The 17,808-nt window shown below is 50.1% G+C and carries 17 protein-coding genes, 2 tRNA genes and 1 pseudogene; 13 read left to right on the top strand and 7 right to left on the bottom strand.

The window, feature by feature from the left end:
• The first annotated feature begins 28 nt into the window (after nucleotides 1-28).
• Together OGX95_RS19630 and OGX95_RS19625 are read left to right on the top strand one after the other, a co-directional pair.
• Nucleotides 29-115, top strand: a tRNA-Leu gene (locus OGX95_RS19630).
• A gap of 33 nt (nucleotides 116-148) precedes the next feature.
• A tRNA-Leu gene (locus tag OGX95_RS19625) sits at nucleotides 149-235 on the top strand.
• A gap of 39 nt (nucleotides 236-274) precedes the next feature.
• Here OGX95_RS19625 and OGX95_RS19620 read toward each other — a convergent pair.
• Entirely contained in the window at nucleotides 275-511 is a 237-nt protein-coding gene (locus OGX95_RS19620; RefSeq protein ID WP_286630660.1) for a DUF1435 domain-containing protein, read from the bottom strand.
• A gap of 253 nt (nucleotides 512-764) precedes the next feature.
• Between OGX95_RS19620 and OGX95_RS19615 the strand changes: the two are divergent.
• Together OGX95_RS19615 and fhuF are read left to right on the top strand one after the other, a co-directional pair.
• A pseudogene (locus OGX95_RS19615) lies at nucleotides 765-1,846 on the top strand (GGDEF domain-containing protein).
• A gap of 109 nt (nucleotides 1,847-1,955) precedes the next feature.
• Complete coding sequence (gene fhuF, locus OGX95_RS19610; protein WP_286630659.1) at nucleotides 1,956-2,744, top strand: siderophore-iron reductase FhuF; 789 nt, start codon at nucleotides 1,956-1,958, stop codon at nucleotides 2,742-2,744.
• A 30-nt stretch (nucleotides 2,745-2,774) separates the two neighbouring features.
• Here fhuF and OGX95_RS19605 read toward each other — a convergent pair whose 3' ends face one another.
• Nucleotides 2,775-4,118, bottom strand: a complete 1,344-nt coding sequence (locus tag OGX95_RS19605; protein WP_286630658.1) for a PTS sugar transporter subunit IIC — start codon at nucleotides 4,116-4,118, stop codon at nucleotides 2,775-2,777.
• Nucleotides 4,108-4,248, bottom strand: coding sequence for a hypothetical protein (locus OGX95_RS19600; protein ID WP_271441718.1), 141 nt, complete (start codon nucleotides 4,246-4,248; stop codon nucleotides 4,108-4,110). The genes OGX95_RS19605 and OGX95_RS19600 overlap by 11 nt, the downstream gene beginning before the upstream one ends.
• Before the next feature lie 235 nt (nucleotides 4,249-4,483).
• Between OGX95_RS19600 and OGX95_RS19595 the strand changes: the two genes are divergently transcribed.
• Nucleotides 4,484-4,954 (top strand): YbaK/EbsC family protein, encoded by a 471-nt coding sequence (locus OGX95_RS19595; RefSeq protein WP_286630657.1) that lies wholly within the window; start codon nucleotides 4,484-4,486, stop codon nucleotides 4,952-4,954.
• 20 nt (nucleotides 4,955-4,974) lie between these two features.
• Here the strand turns inward: OGX95_RS19595 and bglJ are convergent, their stop codons facing one another.
• Nucleotides 4,975-5,664 (bottom strand): DNA-binding transcriptional activator BglJ, encoded by a 690-nt coding sequence (gene bglJ / locus OGX95_RS19590; protein WP_286630656.1) that lies wholly within the window; start codon nucleotides 5,662-5,664, stop codon nucleotides 4,975-4,977.
• Entirely contained in the window at nucleotides 5,625-6,350 is a 726-nt protein-coding gene (locus OGX95_RS19585) for a helix-turn-helix transcriptional regulator (protein WP_286630655.1), read from the bottom strand. Before OGX95_RS19585 ends, bglJ begins: the two co-directional genes overlap by 40 nt.
• Nucleotides 6,351-6,792: 442 nt before the next feature.
• Here OGX95_RS19585 and OGX95_RS19580 point away from each other — a divergent pair, with 442 nt between their 5' ends.
• From OGX95_RS19580 to opgB, 6 genes are all read left to right on the top strand, one after another.
• Nucleotides 6,793-7,569, top strand: coding sequence for a threonine/serine exporter family protein (locus OGX95_RS19580; RefSeq protein ID WP_115643930.1), 777 nt, complete (start codon nucleotides 6,793-6,795; stop codon nucleotides 7,567-7,569).
• Nucleotides 7,560-8,033 (top strand): threonine/serine exporter, encoded by a 474-nt coding sequence (locus OGX95_RS19575; RefSeq protein ID WP_202039584.1) that lies wholly within the window; start codon nucleotides 7,560-7,562, stop codon nucleotides 8,031-8,033. The genes OGX95_RS19580 and OGX95_RS19575 overlap by 10 nt, the downstream gene beginning before the upstream one ends.
• 122 nt (nucleotides 8,034-8,155) lie before the next feature.
• Nucleotides 8,156-8,695, top strand: a complete 540-nt coding sequence (gene dnaT / locus OGX95_RS19570; protein ID WP_286630654.1) for a primosomal protein DnaT — start codon at nucleotides 8,156-8,158, stop codon at nucleotides 8,693-8,695.
• A gap of 2 nt (nucleotides 8,696-8,697) precedes the next feature.
• A complete protein-coding gene (gene dnaC, locus OGX95_RS19565) occupies nucleotides 8,698-9,435 on the top strand; it encodes a replicative helicase loader DnaC (protein ID WP_003019133.1) in 738 nt (245 codons plus the stop codon).
• A 70-nt stretch (nucleotides 9,436-9,505) separates the two neighbouring features.
• A complete protein-coding gene (locus OGX95_RS19560) occupies nucleotides 9,506-9,997 on the top strand; it encodes a YjjA family protein (protein ID WP_271442549.1) in 492 nt (163 codons plus the stop codon).
• A 244-nt stretch (nucleotides 9,998-10,241) separates the two neighbouring features.
• Nucleotides 10,242-12,533, top strand: a complete 2,292-nt coding sequence (gene opgB, locus OGX95_RS19555; protein WP_286630653.1) for a phosphatidylglycerol--membrane-oligosaccharide glycerophosphotransferase — start codon at nucleotides 10,242-10,244, stop codon at nucleotides 12,531-12,533.
• Between the two features lie 103 nt (nucleotides 12,534-12,636).
• On the opposite strand, the gene OGX95_RS19550 is transcribed toward opgB, so the two are convergent.
• Together OGX95_RS19550 and OGX95_RS19545 are read right to left on the bottom strand one after the other, a co-directional pair.
• Nucleotides 12,637-14,082 carry a tagaturonate reductase gene (locus OGX95_RS19550; protein WP_286630652.1) on the bottom strand — a complete coding sequence of 482 codons (1,446 nt, stop codon included), beginning with the start codon at nucleotides 14,080-14,082 and terminating at the stop codon, nucleotides 12,637-12,639.
• Nucleotides 14,083-14,095: 13 nt separating this feature from the next.
• Nucleotides 14,096-15,118 (bottom strand): zinc-binding alcohol dehydrogenase family protein, encoded by a 1,023-nt coding sequence (locus OGX95_RS19545; protein WP_286630651.1) that lies wholly within the window; start codon nucleotides 15,116-15,118, stop codon nucleotides 14,096-14,098.
• A 137-nt stretch (nucleotides 15,119-15,255) separates the two neighbouring features.
• Here OGX95_RS19545 and OGX95_RS19540 point away from each other — a divergent pair, with 137 nt between their 5' ends.
• Together OGX95_RS19540 and OGX95_RS19535 are read left to right on the top strand one after the other, a co-directional pair.
• Complete coding sequence (locus OGX95_RS19540) at nucleotides 15,256-16,170, top strand: GntR family transcriptional regulator (protein WP_286630650.1); 915 nt, start codon at nucleotides 15,256-15,258, stop codon at nucleotides 16,168-16,170.
• Between the two features lie 216 nt (nucleotides 16,171-16,386).
• Nucleotides 16,387-17,748: an MFS transporter gene (locus tag OGX95_RS19535; RefSeq protein WP_286630649.1), complete on the top strand. Its 1,362-nt coding sequence runs from the start codon at nucleotides 16,387-16,389 to the stop codon at nucleotides 17,746-17,748.
• Nucleotides 17,749-17,808 lie beyond the last annotated feature (60 nt).

Below are 17,808 nucleotides of genomic sequence, written 5' to 3'. Positions count from 1 at the left end.
TAATCCACGTTGATATTGCTCGCACTGGGCGAAGGTGGCGGAATTGGTAGACGCGCTAGCTTCAGGTGTTAGTGTTCTTACGGACGTGGGGGTTCAAGTCCCCCCCCTCGCACCAACGAGGCGATATCAAAAAAAGTAAGATGACTGTGCGAAGGTGGCGGAATTGGTAGACGCGCTAGCTTCAGGTGTTAGTGTCCTTACGGACGTGGGGGTTCAAGTCCCCCCCCTCGCACCAATTATCTTATTTTCCTTTCAGTTTTCTTCGCTGTTTTACTCATCCCTGATTCCAGTTCATCATCACCAGAACAATACCGCCGATCAGTGCCGCACATGAAGGCAACAAAACGAAATGCCGTAATCGTTTGTGGTATAGCATTAGCGAAGTCAGCAGCAGCCCTAATACAATCATCGCCTTCCATGCGTCGAGTGACAGGTCAGCAAATGCCAGCCCGGCAATCACTATCCCCGGCAGCAAAACCCCCCATCCACTGCCCAGCGCACGTTGCAACATGGTTCCACCTATGACATTGATAATGATAACCAATATCATATGATAAATTTTCTCATTTGTCAGCCAGAAAAGGCTATCAATTCTATGAGTTTTACTTAACGATTGATGACATGAATAATTTAAGGTGATAAATTGCTCGCCGGTTAGCTTTTCATCAAAAAACAATAACGACCTGAACGAATGATTATTCGTTCATCTTTTTTTCCGTACAAACACATCTTCGTATATTGCAGATAAATAACAATATTTACCTATGACAGTACAATCCTGGCGAACTCTGCGCACTAAGAAATATCAACTCTCTTTACGTCTGTTTCTGCTTCTCAACGCAGTCTCCGCGCTGTTTACGCTTGTTTTCCCACTCTTTGCCGTCAAAGCCTTATCTGTCCCGGCGTTGCTCATCCTGGCTGCCAGTACATTGCTGTTGGCATGGCATGGCATGGGAAATATACGAATAAAAGAATTAATCTTCCTTTTATTTCAATCGTTTTTGGCTTGTTATGGGCATTGCATATTTTCCTGAAATTTAACGCGCTAGGTCATAATGATTATTATTTTCTGTTAATAGCACTTCTCAGCGTGCTGTTTATTGGTTCTATCGCTTTTGCCAATAATATCATTGCCTTTACCCTCCACTCACTTCCCTCAGTTGCCGTGTGCTTGTGGCTGAATGGCAGTGAACATGGGCTGCGAGTGATCTATTTCATGGCACTGCCGATGGCTGGGATCGCCATTCAGCATGTGATCCAAAAGCGCTACGACGGCTTTGCCCAACAGCTGATGTACAAACTGCTGGAAGAGCGAGAAACCCTAAATGGCCTCAGTATGCTCGATCCGCTGACGGGGCTGTATAACCGTCGTGGGCTGCAACACCGACTCGATACGTTGCTGGCACTGAGCAACTCGAAGCATTACGTCTTATTGCTGGATATCGATCATTTCAAAGCCTATAACGACCATTACGGGCATATGATGGGCGATCAGGCGTTAATTCGCGTTTCTGCCGCGATTCGTGATTCCGTACGCTCCCGGGATGTGGTCGCGCGTTTTGGTGGCGAAGAATTTATGGTGTTACTGACCGCCGTCGATCCACAGCAGGCGCAGGCCGCAGCTGAGCGTATCCGCCAGAAAGTATATGACCTTAAGATCCCTCATATGTTTAATGAGAGCGTAGCAACCAATGTGACAGTCAGCATCGGCATTGCGCCTTTAGTGGATCAGGATATTGACTCCGCGATTACCAGGGCAGACAAAGCGCTTTATGAGGCCAAGAATCTCGGTCGAAACAACACCCTGGTCAGCGATGAGCTGAGGATAAACTGCACCTCTTCCTGAGTTTATCCGTGCGGAACTGCCCGATATTGCGACAAAGATCTTGCCATCGTTTACCCTCGCCTATAGGATTGGCAATCATTATCATTTAGATTAACATCCTTATATCACCATGGCTTACCGTTCCGCACCCATCGTTGAAGATGTCATCTGGCGCAGCCATCTCCCTTCAGAGATGCCCTCGCTGGCGGCCTCCGTGCGTGCGACCATAGCCCAAACTCGCGAACACTTGCTGGATTTCATTCGTCTTGATGAGCCCCCACCGCAAGGTGCAATGACATTACATGAATGGACGCAACCGGCAACGTTAAGTTCGCTTCTGGCCGTTTATTCAGACCATATCTACCGCAACCAGCCCACGTTAGTACGCGAAAATAAACCACTGCTCTCTCTCTGGGCGCAATGGTATATCGGCCTGATGATGCCCCCACTTATGGTGGCTCTGCTGACGCAAAAAGAAGCCATGGATGTCGCACCTGAACATATGCACGTGGAATTTCACGAAACCGGGCGTGCCGCATGTTTCTGGATAGATGTACATCAGGATCACCAGACCACTGCGCTCTCACCGCAACAACGCATGGAAACGCTGATTTTGTCAGCCCTGACACCGGTTGTTCAGGCGCTGGAATCGACGGGTGAAATCAACGCGAAACTTATCTGGAGCAATACCGGGTATCTCATCCACTGGTATTTAACGGAAATGAAGCCGCTGTTAGGTGAAGAACTGCTGACAACATTGCGTCAAACCTGCTTCTTTGAGAAACAGCTCTCCTGTGGCCAGGATAATCCGTTGTGGCGTACCGTCGTTCCACGTGAGGGACTGTTAGTACGCAGAACCTGCTGTCAACGCTATCGCTTGCCCGATGTTCAGCAATGCGGTGACTGCACGTTAAAGTAAGCGAGGAGCCACAGCCCCTCGCCTGCACGATTACGCTACCTGCTGACTTTCCTCTTCTATACGCTGAGCTTCTTCTTTTTCCTGCGCCAGCAGTTGCTTCTCATAGACCTTAAAGAATGGGAAGTAGATGATGGCAGAAACCAGCGCCAACACGACCACCAGGATCGCCGCACGATAGTCCCAACCTAATGCCCATGCAGCCCCCACCGGGGCCGGTGCGGTCCACGGAACGACAGAAATGACGCGACCAATCAAATCCAGCTTCATCGCCGCCCAGGCCAATACGGCATTCACCATCGGCGCAAGCAGGAACGGAATAAAGAACACCGGATTCATTACTATCGGCGTGCCGAAAATCACCGGTTCATTGATATTAAAAATGCTTGGGACGACGCTGAGGCGTCCAATCGAGCGTAAATGGGCAGAACGACTGCGCAGATAGCAAATCACCAGCCCCATCGTCGCCCCCGATCCCCCCACCACGATGAAGAACGTCCAGAACGCTTCCATAAAGATATGCGGCAAAGGAGCCCCCTGCGCCAGCGCCGATTGATTCATGCCGAGGTTGGTCAGCCAGAACATTTGCAGCATCCCGGACACAATCGCCGCCCCGTGAATCCCGGCAAACCACAGCAGGTGGCCTACCAATACCGCCAGCAGTATCGCCGGAAGAGAATCGGCAGCAGACACCAGCGGTTTAAAGATTGCCATAATGGCCTGAGGGATCAGCATATCAAACTGCGACTGTATCACCAGGCTAAGCGGGTACAGCGTCAATACCACCACCAGCACTGGGATCAGGAGATCAAATGAGTTTTTGATCATCGGCGGCACTTGATCGGGTAAGCGGATCCCGATGTTGTGCGCCTTCAGGAACCGCATCATCTCAACGCAATAAATCGCCACGAGGATCGCGGTGAAAATCCCCGTCCCTCCCAGGCTATCAACCGGCATCGTACCTTTGGTTTTCGGTGCGGCAATCAGTAAAAACGCCATGATGGACAGCATCGCGCACATAAACGGATCCAGCTGATGCGACTTCACATAGTGTTTACCCAGGTTGTAAGCAATGGCGGCACATATATAGACCGACATGATCCCCATCGTCATATCAAACGGCGTGAGTATCTGGCCTTCAAATTGTTTTGCCAGATCCAGCCATGCGCGGGCAAATCCCCAGGTGGTATCCGGCGAAAAAGGGGGATAGGCAAAAACCAGCAGAAAAGATCCTACAATCATAAACGGCATTGCCGAAATGAAACCATCACGTATTGCCATCACATGACGTTGTGAAGAAATGCGCCCGGCGACAGGGCTAACGTAGTTTTCAACAAAGCGGAAAATCACATTAAACACAGCATGCTTAGTAGACATAGCCGCTCTCCTGTTGTGCAAAACCCTGTAAATGTGCTGGTATCAACACCACCACGTAAGGCCCGTTACCACTTTTCGCAACCGTGCCGGGAGGAACGCCAGCGCTACCGCTATTAAAGTTAAGTTTCATAGATGGCTCTTATTATGTGATACAGAGGAAGTGACAGCTTCAGTATTAATCGCCATTTCAACATTCTGCAACCGGTTACTGTAACCGGTTTCTTTGATTGTGAAGGTGATCGAAAAACTGCCGATGTTGCTATGTTGTTACAATAAAATATTTACAGTAACCCTGCCCCTATGACAAATTACGCCAGGCGGTTTTCTGCTATACAGAGCTGCGGATAAGCGAGAGGGAGAAAAGAATGAGTTTGCAATCAGTGCGGCAGTTTTTAGCGCAACATGCGCCAGATATTGAAATCATCGAATTAGATCAAAGCACCGCCACCGTCGATCTGGCAGCAAAAGCCCATAACGTCGAACCAGGGCAGATAGCAAAAACGCTGTCACTAAAGGTGAAAAACGACATTATCCTGGTCGTCGCCAGAGGAGATGCTCGCCTCGATAATAAAAAACTGAAAAATACGTTTGGTGCTAAAGCGCGCATGCTGAGTAGCGATGAAGTGGTCATCGCAACAGGCCATCCCGTGGGAGGCGTATGTCCTTTCGGGTTGGAGACACCAATATCGGTGTACTGTGATGTCTCGTTGAAACACTACACTGAAGTGCTCCCTGCGGCTGGAGCTACTCACAGCGCGGTTCGCATCACGCCAGAGAGAATAGCAGAACTGACTGCGGCGACCTGGGTTGATGTGTGCCAGTTTCCATGCCAATGACTAAGCTAATACACTTTTTCTCAAGCGCGCCATAACGGGGCAGTACGACGAAAAGATGACAGTTCAGCAGAGCGTACATGCAACAGAATATCGGCAGCATCCAGTAATCCGGCATCCGAACTAACGCCCAGTTTGGACATCACATTAAATTTATGCGCACGAATCGTTTTAATGTTTCGCTCAAGCTCAATCGCGATCTGCAGCATCGAATAACCATTCGACATATAGCGCAGAATTTCGCGCTCGGTTGGGCTAAGCATACGACATTGATTGATATACCAGAGTTTTTTTGTATCCTCTATTTCCCCTATGACACAATCCAGCGCTGCAAATAATTCTTCCTGTAACACACTCAGCGTGGATGCTTTGCTAATCACGGCATCCAGTGGTAACGGTGACAGCGAGCCAATTAACCGCGCCTCATCATCATCATCGGCAATGACAACTCGCTTGATGCGAGGGTATTTCACCGCCAGCTCCGTCAGGTAAGCCAGCCCGGTGCGACGATCGGTTCTTTTCGCGGAAAGTGAAAAAATAACCGCGAAAAATGACGTCTGTGACATCGCCTGGCTGAAGGCTGGCTGTCGTGAAAAGGGATGGAGTCGGTATTGGTTATTCGGTATGGCATCAAATAAATTATAAATACCCACACTGCTCATGACACACTTTTCTACCAGTGCGACATTTCTTTTGATACTTTTGTCTTCCATTCCGTGGTTTCTCCATAAACTGACGGTAGATTCAATTCTCGTGCTCCTTGAGAACTATTTATCCAGGCATACATCTCCGCATTGCTGTGTATTGACAGACGGCGCATTGCACTATTTTTCTGGGCGCTGATAGTCTTATTACTTTTTTTAAGTAATGTAGCAATCTGGTTAATCCCCCAGCCCTTTCCCAGAAGCCGTAGCACTTTCCGTTCAGAGAGTGTCAGAATAATTGAATGTACGCTATGATCCTGTCTTTCTGGTGTTATTACCGGAGAGATCAATACCTGGCTAATTCTATCAGCATAAATATTCCCCGCATCAATAGCATTTACTAAACTGTCGATCGGTTCGGCATCGGATAACAGTGTACTGATTGGACACATCAGCAACTCAACGGCCACAGGATAATAATTTCGAGAAACAAGAAAGACCCAGTGAATATCACGGTATTGGGGTAACAAAGAATAATATTGTTCGCAGATCGAACGCGGATGGCTACAATCTCCGGTTAAATCAGCGATGACCAGATCTGAACGTCGCAGTTGCAGCAATGTCAGTTCTTCTACGGAGCAGCAGTAGGTCAGTTTGCAATCGGAGAAATGCGCCTGCATTACCCCTTTAAGCCCAGTTTGTATGATAGGTAATTTACTAATAATAATTGCGTTCTTGCAGCGTCCCAGCAACATAACTCCTCCATATTCACATGTCTTCATATCTTGCTTGCACAAGTATCACCTACAATCAAATAAAATAATTAATAAATAGGCATGCGTTGAACAATAGACAGGATGAATTATTATCCCTATTCTGAATAAGGAACGGTGATGCTACATTCCCAATAACATCACACTATAAATTCATCATGCCATAATCACGCATAAGTACAATCATTGTACAATTAAAATAACTACATTAAATTATTAGCATTCCTTACGTAATTACTGTTCACCTCAGAAAATTTAGCCCTGGTTCAGGAGTGGGTCTACGATACAATTCCCTGCAACCACCGAGTGACCGGTTTCTTTTTTCAACACAAAGATTGATCTTATCCAGAGCCAACGGACTCGCGCTTCATGATAAAAAGAAGATATTCTTCATTAAGAGAGCATCTTTTAGTCAGAGCGAGCTATGCAAACAGAGCAGTCGTCACAAAGAACGGTTACACGGTTATGTATACAATGCGGGCTTTTTTTACTGCAACATGGCGCAGAAAGCGCGTTAGTCGATGAACTTTCCACCCGCCTGGGTCTGGCGCTTGGGATGGACAGTGTAGAAAGTGCCATATCATCGAATGCCATCGTCCTGACGACGATCAAAGACGGACAATGCCTGACCTCGACCCGAAAAAATCAGGATCGTGGCATCAATATGCACGTTGTGACGGAAGTGCAACACATCGTTATTTTGGCAGAACATAATCTGCTGGATGAAAAAGGGGTAGAGAAACGGTTTAACCAAATCAAACCGCTGCGCTATCCCAGATGGCTGGTTGCTTTCATGGTCGGGTTGTCCTGCGCCTGCTTTTGTAAGCTCAATAACGGCGGCTGGGATGGCGCGATGATCACCTTTTTCGCCAGCATGATCGCCATGTACATTCGCCAGCTCCTGGCTTCCCGGCATTTGCATCCACAAATCAACTTTTGTATCACCGCTTTCGTGGCAACTACCATATCCGGCCTGCTGCTTACGCTACCGACGTTTAATCACACGCCTACAGTAGCCATGGCCGCCAGCGTGCTGTTGCTGGTTCCCGGTTTCCCGTTGATCAATTCAGTTGCGGATATGTTTAAAGGTCACATTAACACTGGCCTCGCTCGCTGGGCGATTGCCAGTCTGCTTACGCTGGCAACCTGCATTGGCGTGGTGATGTCTATGACCTTATGGGGGCTTCGCGGATGGGCGTGATCGATTTTATTTTTGCACTCATACAGGACATGATCCTTTCTGCCATCCCGGCAGTAGGATTTGCCATGGTCTTTAATGTTCCACATCGGGCGCTTCCCTGGTGTGCGTTGTTGGGCGCACTGGGACACGGTTCCCGAATGGTTATGATGACCGCTGGATTTAACATCGAGTGGTCCACCTTTATGGCCTCATTGCTGGTAGGCTGCATTGGGATCCAGTGGTCACGATGGTATCTGGCACATCCGAAAGTCTTCACCGTTGCGGCAGTGATCCCTATGTTCCCAGGGATCTCCGCCTACACCGCCATGATATCCGCTGTAAAGATCGGTCATTTCGGCTATAGCGAAGCGCTGATGATCACCCTGCTGACCAACTTCCTGAAAGCATCATCGATTGTGGGCGCACTCTCAATTGGGCTTTCCGTGCCAGGATTATGGCTGTATCGCAAACGTCCGCGCGTTTAACGAGTGAGCCTGTTTACCCCTTCGCAGATGGGGGAACCTTCCCTCATCTGCTGCTCTCCTCTTTCTCTGTGTTACTATAAAAGCAGTCCCTTCTCGGTTGTTGTTCAGTATTGAGAAACATTATGTCCTGCAAAATTTTGACTCCGGACGTCATCAGTATTGACGCCTTATTACACGATCACAACGCGGTGCTGGCAAAGTCGGCGACTGGCGCTGTGGCTGTTTTTGCCAATAATGCGCCGGCTTTTTACGCAGTAACCCCAGCACGGCTGGCAGAGTTGCTGGCGCTTGAAGAGAAGCTGTCACGCCCGGGAAGCGATGTAACATTAGATGCCCAATTTTATGAAGAGCCGCAAGCTGCACCGGTTGCCGTGCCAATGGGTAAATTTGCGATGTACGCTGACTGGCAGCCAGATGCTGACTTCCAGCGTCAGGCGGCGTTATGGGGAGTGGCGCTAAGAGAACCAGTCACCGCTGAAGAACTGGCTTCATTTGTTGCCTACTGGCAAGCCGAAGGCAAAGTCTTTCACCATATCCAGTGGCAGCAAAAACTGGCACGCAGCATACAAATAGGCCGGGCCAGCAATGGCGGAATGCCCAAGCGCGATGTTAACAGTGTCAGCGAACCTGACAGCCATATTCCACCAGGTTTTAGGGGATAACGATGAAAAACGTTGGCGACCTGATGAAACGTTTGCAAAAAATGATGCCACCTAATGTTGAGCCAGCCTTCAAAACAGGCGAGGAGCTGCTGGCGTGGCAAAAGGAACAAGGTGAAATTCGTGCCGCTGCATTGGCGCGTGAAAACCGGGCCATGAAAATGCAAAGAACCTTCAACCGTTCCGGTATCCGCCCACTACACCAGAACTGCTCGTTCGAGAACTATCGCGTCGAGTGCGAAGGTCAAATGAACGCCCTGAGCAAAGCCCGCCAATACGTTGAAGAGTTTGACGGCAACATCGCCAGTTTTATCTTCTCCGGCAAACCCGGTACGGGTAAAAACCATCTTGCCGCTGCCATCTGCAACGAACTGCTGCTGCGCGGCAAATCGGTACTGATTATTACCGTGGCCGATATCATGTCGGCGATGAAAGAGACATTCAGCAATCGTGAGACCAGTGAAGAGCAACTGCTCAACGATCTCAGCAATGTGGATCTACTGGTGATCGACGAGATCGGCATGCAGACAGAATCCCGCTACGAGAAAGTGATCATCAACCAGATTGTCGATCGCCGCTCGTCGTCTAAGCGCCCAACCGGCATGTTAACAAACAGCAATATGGATGAAATGAACAAACTGCTCGGCGAACGGGTGATGGATCGTATGCGTCTGGGCAACAGCCTGTGGGTGATCTTTAACTGGGAAAGCTACCGGAGTCGGGTCACCGGCAAAGAGTATTAGTGTATTGGGAACACTCCTAAGACAGCCAGCGCTATACTGCGCTGAAAATGCATAACACGAGTTACACATAATGATGAAAACTACCAAACGTCTGCTGTGCTGCGCGGTTGCCGCCAGCACGCTCATCTCCACCAGCGTTTTTGCCGCATCCTGGCAAGATTCGCTCTCCAGCGCAGCCAGCGAACTGAGCAAACAAAGCTCCACCTCGCAGGGCAGTTCCTCGATTTCTTCTCTGACCAGCCTGCTAAATGGCAGCAATCAGTCTCTGACGTCCAGCAGCATGAATAACGCAGCAGGGATTTTGGAATACTGTGCGAAACAGAAACTGGCTTCGGTCACTGACGCGCAAAACGTCAAAAACCAGGTGCTGGATAAACTGGGTCTGAGCACGGCTGAGCAGAAAAAAGATACCAACTATCTGGATGGTATTCAGGGGATGCTCAATACCAAAGATGGTCAGCAGCTTAACCTGAGTAACATTGGCAGCACACCGCTGGCCGAGAAGGTCAAAACCAAAGCCTGCGATCTGGTATTAAAACAGGGTATGAACTTCATTTCCTGATGCAACAAATGCCGCGCCCCGGCCATTTAACCACCGGCGCGGCGTCATTCAATTCCACGAAGATATTTACCTGCCAGGTGAGTAGTGATTGCCCGCAAAAACCCGCATATCTAAACCAATTCTGAATAACAATCTCATTTAATGTCACTACAATTGCAGCAATATAACAACGCTATTACATTGTACTCTCAAAAAAAATGATTAGCCTGCCTGGCAATTGCCCGGTGTTACTGAGGATAGACCGTTGTCAGAATTGCTCTCCATCACTCTGTTTCTCGCTTCGGTACTGATTTATGCCTGGAAAGCGGGTCGCAACACCTGGTGGTTCGCCGCCACGTTAACGGTGCTGGGGTTCTTTATTGTCTTAAACATCACGCTGTATGCCAGTGACTATTTCACAGGTGACGGCATTAACGATGCGGTCCTGTACACCCTGACCAACAGCCTGACTGGCGCGGGTATCGGAAAATATATCCTGCCGGGCGTTGGGATCGCCCTGGCGCTGACCACCGTTTTTGTCACGCTGGGTTGGATACTGCGCCGCCGTCGCCATCATCCGCATCATGTCGGTTACAGTCTGCTGGCTCTGCTGCTGGCGCTGGCTTCCGTTGATGCCAGCCCTGCTTTCCACCAAATAACTGAACTGGTCAAATCCCAGTCACGCGATGGCGATCCCGATTTTGCGACCTATTACAAAGAACCATCAAAAACGATCCCCAATCCGAAGCTGAATCTGGTTTATATCTACGGCGAAAGTCTGGAGCGTACTTATTTTAACAACGACGCCTTCCCGGACCTGACCCCGGAACTCGGCGCGTTGAAAAACGAAGGTCTGGATTTCAGCAACACCATGCAGCTGCCGGGTACGGATTACACCATCGCCGGCATGGTCGCCTCACAGTGTGGCATTCCGCTGTTTGCGCCATTTGAAGGCAACGCCTCGGCATCGGTTTCCAGCTTCTTTCCCAACAATATCTGTCTGGGCGATATCCTGAAGAACTCCGGTTATCAGAACTATTTTGTGCAGGGTGCAAACCTGCGCTTTGCCGGGAAAGATGTATTCCTGAAATCCCACGGATTTGATCATCTGTACGGCGCTGAAGAGTTAAAAAGCGTCGTTGCAGACCCTGCTTATCGTAACGACTGGGGCTTTTATGATGACACCGTACTGGATGAAGCGTGGAAAAAGTTCGAAGAACTGTCACGTTCAGGGCAGCGTTTTTCGCTGTTTACCCTGACCGTTGATACTCACCACCCGGACGGTTTCATCTCACGCAGCTGTAACCGTAAGCGTTATGCTATTGACGGTAAAACCAACCAGTCCTTCAGTGCGGTCAGTTGCAGCCAGGAAAATATCGCCAGGTTTATTAATAAAATTAAAGCCTCACCGTGGTTTAAAGATACCGTGATTGTCGTCTCTTCCGATCATCTGGCAATGAACAACACCGCATGGAAGTATCTCAACAAGCAAGATCGTAACAACCTGTTCTTCGTGTTACGCGGCGATCAACCCCAGCAGGAGACCCTGGCGGTGAAGCGTAATACCATGGATAACGGTGCTACCGTACTGGATATTCTGGGCGGCGATAATTTTATCGGCCTTGGACGCAGCAGCTTGTCCAGCGAATCCGTATCGGAAGTGTTCCTGAATATCAAAGAGAAAATGCTGGCGTGGAAGCCCAATATCATCCGTTTGTGGAATTTCCCGAAAGAGATGAAAGCATTCACCATCGATCGGGACAAAGAGATGATCTCTTTCTCAGGAAGTCATTTCCGTCTGCCGCTGCTGCTCCGGGTGTCGGATCAACGCGTCGAACCGTTGCCGGAAAGTGAATACTCAGCCCCGCTGCGCTTCCAGTTGGCTGATTTCGCCCCGCGCGACAACTTTGTCTGGATAGACCGCTGTTACAAAATGGCGCAGCTGTGGGCACCGGAACTGGCACTCTCCACCGACTGGTGCGTATCACAGGGGCAACTGGGCGGTCAGCAGATCGTGCAGCATGTCGATAAAGCCAACTGGAAAGGGAAGACGACATTTAAAGACACGGTCATCGACATCGAACGCTATAAAGGTAATGTCGATACACTAAAAATTGTCGATAACGATATTCGCTACAAAGCTGACAGCTTCATTTTCAACGTAGCGGGCGCACCGGAAGAGGTGAAACAGTTTAGCGGAATTTCACGCCCTGAATCCTGGGGACGCTGGTCTAACGCACAGCTGAGCGAAGAAGTGAAAATCGAATATAAGGCTCCGTTGCCGAAGAAATTCGATCTGGTTATCACCGCGAAAGCCTTTGGTGACAACGCTAATCGCCCTATTCCCGTACGCGTCGGCAACCAGGAGCAAACGCTGGTATTAAGCCAGGAGGTCAGCACAACCATATTGCATTTTGATAACCCGACATCCGCCGACACGCTGGTGATTGTCCCACCCGATCCCGTCGCTACCAACGAGGGCAACATTCTGGGTCACTCGCCGCGTAAGCTGGGGATCGGGATGGTTGAAATTAAAGTGGTTGCTCAGGGCTCGTGACATGAAATGCTGATGGTGCTCCGCTTATCGGCCTACCGCTAACCATCGTCATTGCCTGAAAAAAAACAGCGCCCAACACCGCACCGGGCGCTGCATGGCAACCTTATTCCAGACTGTTTACCGCCTGACGCATCCCTTGCACCAGAATACTTTCCAGGTTTGCCGTCACCTGTTCAGCAAGCCCTGGCAGCAATGTAAGATCTTCCCCCCAGTGAGCCGCATCGCCGAGCACAGTGTCCACCAGTTCACGTAGCGTCAGATCGCTGCCGACTCGCGGCCACAGACTGGCATACAGGCTTATCCACTGCTCATCATCCTGTAGTGGGTAGCGTTCGCCCGCGCGTTCCCCGCGATAAAATGCCAACAATGCAGCAAGTGCAAACGTTAAGCGTACAGGCCAGCGCCCATTCTGCTGACCAGCCAGCAGCTGCGGTAAAATACGGGTACGGAATTTTGTCATGCCATTAAGCGCGATGGAGAGCAGTTGATGGCGGATATAGGGATTCTGAAAACGTCCACTCACGGCACCGGCAAATTCACGCAGTTCATCAGCCGGAAGATCCAGAACCGGGATAATTTCCTCACCAATTGCCTGCTCAACAAAGCGACGCACGTCAGCATCCTGCATTGCCTCCCCCACGGTATCCAGCCCACACAACCAGGCGACTGGCACCAGCGCCGTATGTGCGCCGTTTAGAATGGCAACCTTACGCTCTTTATACGGCTTGATATCGCTCACTACACGGATGTTCAGCGGACACTGCGCCAGTTTCAGCTCCCCGGCCAACCACTCTGGCCCCTGAATAACAAACAGGTAAAAATGTTCGGCGGTATCGAGAAAGGCATCGTGATAACCCAGCGTTTCCTCCAGCGTAGCGGCCTCCTCACGTGGGTAGCCGGTAACAATGCGGTCCACCAGCGTGGAGCAGAAGGTATTCGCTGTTTCCACCCAATCGGCAAATGCCGGAGGAAGCTGCCAGGCCTGCGCATATTGCAACACAAGGGCTTTAAGCGCCTCACCGTTATAGTCGATAAGCTCACAAGGAATAATTACCCAACCTTTATCCGCCGCACCGGCAAAGTGGTTAAAACGCTCCAGCAGCAGACGCGTCAGTTTAGCTGGAAAGCCGATCGGTGGCGCATCATCAACGTTGTCGGCTGCGTGATAGCTAATCCCGGCTTCGGTGGTATTTGAAAACACAAAGCGAATATCCGCATTGTGCGCCAGCGCCAGATACGCGGCGAAGTCGTGATACGGATTGATCTCGTTATTGACCGAGCGGATCAGTCGCGCTTCGCTCACTGCATCACCTTGTTCGTTCAGGCCACGAATAAGCGTGGTATACAGCCCGTCCTGAGTGTTCAACGACGGTGGGAAATCGGTATTGATCGGACGAACAAGAGTGACACCCGCCTGTAGATCCGTTTTCTCGTTCAGGATATCCAGTTGCCAGTCAACAAACGCACGCAGGAAATTTCCTTCGCCAAACTGGATCACTCGTGTTGGATAGCTGCGCCCAGGAAAGTCACGTCGATTCAATGTTTTCATCACACTCTCCCTATCAGAACGTAATCACGCCTTTAATCAGTTCACGGTTGTTGATCACATCCCGTTCATAGATCTCTGCCAACGTATCAAACGCATAGCGGTGCGTGAGCATCATGTCAGCTGTCAGTTTGCCTTCCGACATCAGACGCCCCACTTTGGCGAAATCTTCCGGGGTGGCGTTACGGCTGCCCATCATGGTGGTTTCTTTCTTGTGGAACTCGGGATCGGAGAACTGTAAATCACCTTTGAACAGTCCGACAAAAACGATGCTGCCGCCGTGACGAATCAAATTCACCGTGTTGTTCATCGCGTGCTGATTCCCCGTAGCATCAATGACTTTTTGCGCCAACGAACCGCCAAACTGTGTGCGCAACTGCGCATCAAAATCTTCAGCGGACGGATCGATAACCGGGAGCCCCAGGCGGGAAACCACATGCTCTCTGCGCGCCGGGCTGGTATCCGCGACAACCACCTGCGCACCGTCCGCTTTGGCTATCGCTGCGGCACCAAGGCCAATCGGACCTGCACCGACAACAAGAACATGTTCGCCAGGTACCACCGCTGCCCGACGCACCGCATGGGCGCTAATGGCATAAGGTTCGATCAATGCCGCGGCATGCGGATCAATCCCCTGCGCATCCAGTAGATTCGTCACCGGAACGGATAAGTACTCGCTAAAGCCACCATCCTGGTGCACACCAATCACCGAAATCTTCTCACAGCAGTTGGTACGCCCGCTCTGGCACGCCGGACACTGCTGACACGCTACGTAAGGAATAACGGCTACCTGCTGACCATTTTTCAGATCTTGTATATTTTTCCCCAGCCCGACAATTTCCCCACATATTTCATGGCCTAACACGCGTGGATAGCTGAAAAAAGGTTGATTCCCGCCCCAGGCATGAATATCGGTTCCGCAAATTCCTACGGATTTAATTTTAATTAATGCTTCTCCCTCCCCCGGAATAGGTATTTCACGTTCTTTCCAGACTAATTTTTTAGGTTCCTGGCAAATCAACGTATTCATCGTAGACATGATTCTGCTCTCCTGTTTTTTTGTTGCCTCAGATATCAACGAAAATAAAAACGCCGGAGAAAGCGGAAACATAATCTGTGAATCTCAACGCATAAAAATGTTTTAAATCGGGTTTTAATAGTCAAAAAGGAGAAACCATGAGCCGTTCGCAGAACTTACGCCACAACGTGATTAACCAAATAATTGATGATATGGCGCGTGGTCATATCCCTTCCCCTTTGCCTTCGCAAAGCGCACTGGCAGAAATGTACAACATCAGCCGGACCACCGTGCGCCACATGCTGAGCCATTTAGGTGAATGCGGCGTACTGACGCAAGTCGGTAGTCACTACGTTATCGTACGCAAACCGAACCATGATGACGGTTTTTCGTGTACTACAGCATCCATGACCGAGCAAAACCGGATTTTTGAGCAGGCGTTTTTCACCATGATTAACCAGCGCCAACTGCGTGCGGGTGAAAGCTTCTCTGAACTGCAACTGGCCAGGGCCGCGGGTGTCAGCCCGGTCGTTGTACGGGAATATCTTTTAAAATTCGAGCGTTACAATCTGATTAAAAATGAAAAGCGCGGTCAGTGGAGCATGAAGCAGTTCGATCAGGCCTACGCCGAGCAGTTGTTCGAACTACGAGAAATGCTGGAGACTCACTCTCTGCAGCATTTCCTCAACCTGCCTGACGATGATCCTCGCTGGCTGCAGGCCAAAACGCTGCTGGAGCGCCACCGGATACTGCGTGACAGCATCGGCAGTAGCTTTCGCATGTTCTCGCAACTGGACCGGGAATTCCATGCTCTGCTGCTTTCCGCAGCCGATAATATATTTTTTAATCAGTCACTTGAGATTATTTCTGTGATTTTCCACTTCCACTATCAGTGGGATGAAAGCGACCTCAAGCAACGCAACATCATTGCCATCGATGAACATATGACCATCCTCAGCGCGCTGATTTGCCGCAGTGACCTGGATGCTACCCTGGCGCTTTGTAACCATTTGAATTCAGCCAAACAATCGATGATTCGCTCCATCAACCAACGTTGCCACAATGCTCATTAAGAACAGATTAAAAACAGCAAACCATTACCGGGAGCACGGTTTTATAAAAATAAAAACGCCAGAAAAATACCTCTTGCCTATGCTCACGCTAAGTCGACTGCATTAAAAAACTTTCGTGAGCGGTGATGAAAAAATTGATTTATCACCGGTACTTTTTCAATACAGCACAGCCAGCCGCTGTGTAAAAAATAAATTATTGAGGTTCAGGAGTCCGGCGTGGAAAAAAATAATATTACCCTCGACCCGAGTTCTTCGTTTGGCACCTCGTCATCTGCGGATATTAATGTTCCGCCAGAAGGCATGGTGCAACGCAGTAGTCGAATAAAGCGCATTCAGACCACAGCAATGATTTTATTATTCTTTGCTGCGGTGATTAATTACCTCGACCGCAGCTCACTGTCAGTAGCAAACTTAACCATTCGCGAAGAACTGGGGCTCAGCGCCACACAAATCGGCGTGCTGCTGTCAGTGTTTTCTCTCGCATATGGTATTGCGCAACTTCCCTGCGGCCCGCTGCTGGATCGTAAAGGTCCGCGCATCATGCTGGGACTGGGGATGTTCTTCTGGTCGCTGTTCCAGGCGATGTCTGGCATGGTGCACAGCTTCACCCAGTTCGTGTTGGTACGTATCGGGATGGGGATTGGCGAAGCGCCAATGAACCCATGTGGTGTAAAGGTCATCAACGACTGGTTTAACATCAAAGAACGCGGTCGTCCGATGGGGTTATTCAACGCCGCTTCAACGATCGGGGTTGCCATTAGTCCGCCGATTCTGGCTGCCATGATGCTGGTCATGGGCTGGCGCTGGATGTTCATCACCATCGGTGTGCTGGGTATTTTCCTCGCTATCGGCTGGTACATGCTGTACCGCAACCGCGAACAGATTGAACTGAGCGCCACCGAACAGGCGTACCTGAACGCCGGCAGTGTCAACGCGCGTCGTGATCCTTTGAGCTTTGCCGAATGGCGCAGCCTGTTCCGCAACCGTACCATGTGGGGCATGATGCTGGGCTTTAGCGGTATCAACTACACGGCATGGTTATATCTGGCCTGGCTGCCTGGTTATCTGCAAACGTCCTACAACCTGGATTTAAAAAGCACCGGATTAATGGCTGCCATTCCGTTCCTGTTTGGCGCAGCCGGGATGTTGATCAACGGTTTTGTCACCGACGGGTTGGTGAAAGGCGGTATGGCACCGATTAAGAGCCGTAAGATTTGTATTATCGCCGGGATGTTCTGCTCAGCTGCCTTCACGTTTGTCGTGCCACAGGCAACAACATCAATGGCTGCGGTACTCCTGATCGGTATGGCGCTGTTCTGCATTCACTTCGCCGGCACCTCCTGCTGGGGGCTGATCCACGTCGCTGTCGCTTCACGTATGACCGCCTCTGTGGGCAGTATCCAGAACTTTGCCAGTTTTATCTGCGCATCGTTCGCGCCGATCGTCACCGGATTTATTGTTGATACCACCAACTCTTTCCGTCTGGCGCTGATCATCTGCGGCTGTGTGACCATGGTAGGCGCGCTCGCCTATATCTTCCTGGTTCGTCAGCCCATCAGCGATCCACGTCAGGAGTAATGATCCATAAAGGTCCGGTAGCTCGCGGCTACCGGACCTGCGCCAAAGCCCGCTATACTT

Source organism: Citrobacter sp. Cu233, assembly GCF_030332225.1.
Taxonomy (GTDB): domain Bacteria; phylum Pseudomonadota; class Gammaproteobacteria; order Enterobacterales; family Enterobacteriaceae; genus Citrobacter.
Note: the sequence above shows the minus strand (reverse complement) of the source record. Positions and strands in the feature narration are given on the sequence as shown.

Excerpts from the sequence above, each read along its gene's own strand:
- OGX95_RS19620 (WP_286630660.1), bottom strand. The coding sequence starts at position 511 with ATGTTGCAACGTGCGCTGGGCAGTGGATGGGGGGTTTTGCTGCCGGGG.
- OGX95_RS19575 (WP_202039584.1), top strand. The coding sequence starts at position 7,560 with ATGGGCGTGATCGATTTTATTTTTGCACTCATACAGGACATGATCCTT.
- bglJ (WP_286630656.1), bottom strand. The coding sequence starts at position 5,664 with ATGGAAGACAAAAGTATCAAAAGAAATGTCGCACTGGTAGAAAAGTGT.
- OGX95_RS19560 (WP_271442549.1), top strand. The coding sequence starts at position 9,506 with ATGATGAAAACTACCAAACGTCTGCTGTGCTGCGCGGTTGCCGCCAGC.
- OGX95_RS19585 (WP_286630655.1), bottom strand. The coding sequence starts at position 6,350 with ATGTTGCTGGGACGCTGCAAGAACGCAATTATTATTAGTAAATTACCT.
- OGX95_RS19605 (WP_286630658.1), bottom strand. The coding sequence starts at position 4,118 with ATGTCTACTAAGCATGCTGTGTTTAATGTGATTTTCCGCTTTGTTGAA.
- dnaC (WP_003019133.1), top strand. The coding sequence starts at position 8,698 with ATGAAAAACGTTGGCGACCTGATGAAACGTTTGCAAAAAATGATGCCA.
- OGX95_RS19540 (WP_286630650.1), top strand. The coding sequence starts at position 15,256 with ATGAGCCGTTCGCAGAACTTACGCCACAACGTGATTAACCAAATAATT.
- OGX95_RS19550 (WP_286630652.1), bottom strand. The coding sequence starts at position 14,082 with ATGAAAACATTGAATCGACGTGACTTTCCTGGGCGCAGCTATCCAACA.
- OGX95_RS19600 (WP_271441718.1), bottom strand. The coding sequence starts at position 4,248 with ATGAAACTTAACTTTAATAGCGGTAGCGCTGGCGTTCCTCCCGGCACG.
- OGX95_RS19580 (WP_115643930.1), top strand. The coding sequence starts at position 6,793 with ATGCAAACAGAGCAGTCGTCACAAAGAACGGTTACACGGTTATGTATA.
- dnaT (WP_286630654.1), top strand. The coding sequence starts at position 8,156 with ATGTCCTGCAAAATTTTGACTCCGGACGTCATCAGTATTGACGCCTTA.
- fhuF (WP_286630659.1), top strand. The coding sequence starts at position 1,956 with ATGGCTTACCGTTCCGCACCCATCGTTGAAGATGTCATCTGGCGCAGC.
- OGX95_RS19595 (WP_286630657.1), top strand. The coding sequence starts at position 4,484 with ATGAGTTTGCAATCAGTGCGGCAGTTTTTAGCGCAACATGCGCCAGAT.
- OGX95_RS19545 (WP_286630651.1), bottom strand. The coding sequence starts at position 15,118 with ATGTCTACGATGAATACGTTGATTTGCCAGGAACCTAAAAAATTAGTC.